The organism is Thermodesulfobacteriota bacterium (assembly GCA_036397855.1).
In the GTDB taxonomy this organism is placed as follows: Bacteria; Desulfobacterota_D; UBA1144; order Nemesobacterales; family CSP1-2; genus DASWID01.
The window spans coordinates 1-3,442 of record DASWID010000054.1; the positions used below are offsets into that span (position 1 = coordinate 1).

The window sequence follows — 3,442 nt, forward strand, 5'->3', positions numbered from 1 at the left end:
TCCGGAGAATTTTCCTTGTATAACAGCCGCTAAGATAGATTATTGCTCTCTCGCGAATAACCATATTCTTGACTGGGGATATTCAGGTCTTATAGAGACATTGGAAACATTGGGGAAAGTGAATGTGAAAAGTGCGGGAGCGGGTCGGAACCTCAAAGAGGCGGAAACTCCGGCAGTAATGGGGGTTGAGGGAAAGGGAAGAGTAATTGTGTTCTCGTTTGGATCGGTAACAAGCGGAATACCTTTCAGTTGGGCTGCATCGGAAGACAAGCCCGGTGTAAATCTCTTAACAGACCCGTCAGATAAAACAATTCGATATATTGAAGAAAAAGTCCAAGGAGTAAAACAACAAAGGGATATTGTAGTTGCCTCTATTCATTGGGGAGGCAATTGGGGTTACGAGATTCCTCGTGAAGAAACAGAATTTGCACATAAACTTATTGATGATGCAGGTGTCGATGTAATTCATGGACATTCCTCTCATCATGTAAAGGGAACCGAAGTTTATAAGGGGAAGCTTATAATCTATGGCTGTGGTGACTTTCTAAATGACTATGAAGGTATCAGTGGCTATGAATATTTTAGAGATGATTTGGGATTGATGTACTTTGTGAGCGTCGATCCATCAACTGGAAAACTGGTTTATTTGCGGATGGTACCGACACAGATTAAACACTTTAAGGTGAATAGAGCGTCCAGGGAAGATACATTGTGGCTAAGAGATACCTTAAATCGAGAGGGTAAGAAATTTGGAACTCGAGTGAAATTGAACGATGATAATATGTTAACACTACAATGGGATTAATTAGTTCCTCATGTGGAAAGGGGGCCGAAATCACGTATCTAGATGTAAGAGTCGGGTAAAGCCTTAATCTGTATATACACAGATTTAATCAAACAGACACTGCCATGTTTTTTACCTTTTCTTGATCTCTATTATTTCACATTTCGACAAAACGGGGTTGACTATTTGCCTTTTATGGCCCCCTATCGAATATAGAGGAATTAAAGATAAATTTCTAAGTTCTCCCCTCACAGTTATGGATTCGTCACCGCTTAGTTTTAGAATAATACTCATATTCTCTTCAAGTTTTGGGTTGGTTATTTCCTTGCATTCAAGCTTTCCATTGTGATGCTCACATTGCTCACCGGGTACATTAATAAAACAGGAAATATAACAACCTGTATCCGGAATTTCTTTACCAAAAAGATCCTTCTTTGGCTCTGGTGTAACCATTAGCTCAACGATAGAATCGATTCGATTCCCTAAATAAACTTTCCTTTTATCACCGATCGAAGTAACCTTTCCCTGAATTATTACTTCTGTTCCTTTAAGTTTCTCTAAGGCGCTCTCATTAGCCGCCATTTCGAAACATAGCTGCTCTACTGGCATTATAACTTGTTTTCCCTCTTCTTCTGCCCTAGCTATGCTATAGAGTTCCACAGCTATGAATAATATTATGATTATGGACTTCCTCATTTTTGCCTACCTTATTTGAGTCTAATTTCCCACCAATTCCTTTCTAGCTACCTAAGCCTACTAAATTTGCTGATCCTTTGTGCAGGATTGTTCTAGACATTTTAGATTATTGTAAGTTATCAAGCTCAGCCGAGGATTATCTTCAGGGTTTATAAGTAACGATTTTATATACCCGCTCATCGAATTACAAACATATTGTGATGTTTTAGACCCACATAAGAGCTTGGTTGGATGGGAGAAATACTATAGCATGTACAGCCCATGGATCCTTGAGAAGACTCCATAGGATGTACTTCGAGGAAAATGGAAAAATAATGTAATCTCGTCAACCGAGATTTAAATCATCACGAACTAGGGCTTTATTGTTATAATTGGACAAGATGCCCCCTGAACGACCCTCTCAGCCACACTGCCAATAAAATCTTTACTAAATCTCTTACCACTATAGGTCATCATAACTATTAAATCTACATCTTTTTCGTTCGCGAATTTAACAATACTACTCCAGACATTATTGGCTGCTTCAACAAAAGTTTCTATGTTCTTTCTCCCTTTAATTTTACTTAGATTCTCTTCGAGTTCTCCGAATGAAAATTCCCTTATCTGTTTAATTACATCAACCGGAAAATTGTAATCTCCAACCTCGACAACATTAAGAGAATAGATAGTAGCACCAAATTCGTTTGATAACTCAACGGCGTATCTAAAGGCTTCAGATAGTCTGCTAGTAGATAACAAGTCTGTAGGCACAAATATGCTTTTTATATCTAAGCTTTTCCTACTCTCACTGACTGTTAATACCGGAAGTGAAGATTCCCTGAGAACTTTAAGTGCGGTTCCTCCTAGAATAAATTTTTCGAAGGATCCTCCCCTACCCAAAGCAATAAGGTCTACATTCTCTCTATCTGCAACCCTGAGAATCTCTTTGTAAGGAATACCAGTTGTAATTTCTATCCTGAAACTTATTCCTTTCTCTCTAAAATCCTTCGCAATACTTTCAAGCCTTTCCCTTTCTTTTGATTTGGTATCTTCTACCCACTTAATCAATTTGTTTTTTTCTTCTAAAGGGAATTTTTCCGCGGCCTCATGGTAATCGCGCATAACATGGAGACCAAGTATTTCTGCCTTAAATTTCTTGGCTAGAAGTTCTACATACTTTAATGCCTCGATTGAATAATTAGACCCATCTGAGGCCCATAGTATTTTATCAATCATTACTGAATCCTCCCACCAATTCTCTTCAATTTCCCGATACACTTTTAGTTAAATAATGTTAAGTACACGACTCAAGGCCAGTTCTTGGTTGATTGGGGTATATTGGATATCATAGAACAAAGATACTCCTCTTCTGATGTTTTTTCCGGGAAAAGTAGAATGGCTATTAAAAACCTTTTTCTTCCAGAACTCATGGGAGATAGATTCAAAGTTCTCATTCAAGCAAAAAACCTGGGTGACGAAGCTAAGGCTTTTTATCCTAATTCACCGCTTAATTTAAGCTTTCAAAAGTCCTTCCACATCTTGAGCGAACGGTTAAAAGCCAATTTGATTATCGATGACTCTCATTACTCTAAGGAGAAACTTATTTCGATTGATCCGAAGAATCCTTTAAAGAGGCATTTTGCTTGAGAAGCCATGTGGCAGCCTCGGCTATTGACCTACGTACGTCGGAAGAAACACCAACCAAAAGTCCTGCGGCGATTGTAGCTAACACAGTTTCAGTAGGATAATTCTGCAACCAGGATGAGAGAAGATTGTTAATAGCGCTCTTATGACTTGCTGTGCGTGTCATCGATATTTTTGCGCAAAATACTAAGCATAGCGAAATCACTATGATTAGTAGTCCACTGGCTAAGGCCGATGACGGTGGACTCAGAAGTGTGGCCAGATAAAGGTAAAGAGACCAGATTAGAAACCCTAATCCGACTACCATCAAAGCAAAAACCAAAACAATAATCGGAATAG

4 protein-coding genes are annotated in these 3,442 nt (G+C 38.7%); 1 reads left to right on the top strand and 3 read right to left on the bottom strand.

Annotated features, from left to right (window positions below; genetic code table 11):
• The coding region (locus tag VGA95_04220; GenBank protein HEX9665746.1) for a CapA family protein at nucleotides 1-805 on the top strand (805 nt) is incomplete at its 5' end.
• A 111-nt stretch (nucleotides 806-916) separates the two neighbouring features.
• Here VGA95_04220 and VGA95_04225 read toward each other — a convergent pair.
• The 3 genes from VGA95_04225 to VGA95_04235 form a co-directional block, all read right to left on the bottom strand.
• Nucleotides 917-1,480, bottom strand: a complete 564-nt coding sequence (locus tag VGA95_04225) for a hypothetical protein (protein HEX9665747.1) — start codon at nucleotides 1,478-1,480, stop codon at nucleotides 917-919.
• 351 nt (nucleotides 1,481-1,831) lie between these two features.
• Nucleotides 1,832-2,695, bottom strand: a complete 864-nt coding sequence (locus VGA95_04230; GenBank protein ID HEX9665748.1) for a universal stress protein — start codon at nucleotides 2,693-2,695, stop codon at nucleotides 1,832-1,834.
• A gap of 364 nt (nucleotides 2,696-3,059) precedes the next feature.
• Nucleotides 3,060-3,442 (bottom strand): hypothetical protein (locus VGA95_04235; GenBank protein ID HEX9665749.1); only part of this gene is annotated, 383 nt, incomplete at its 5' end.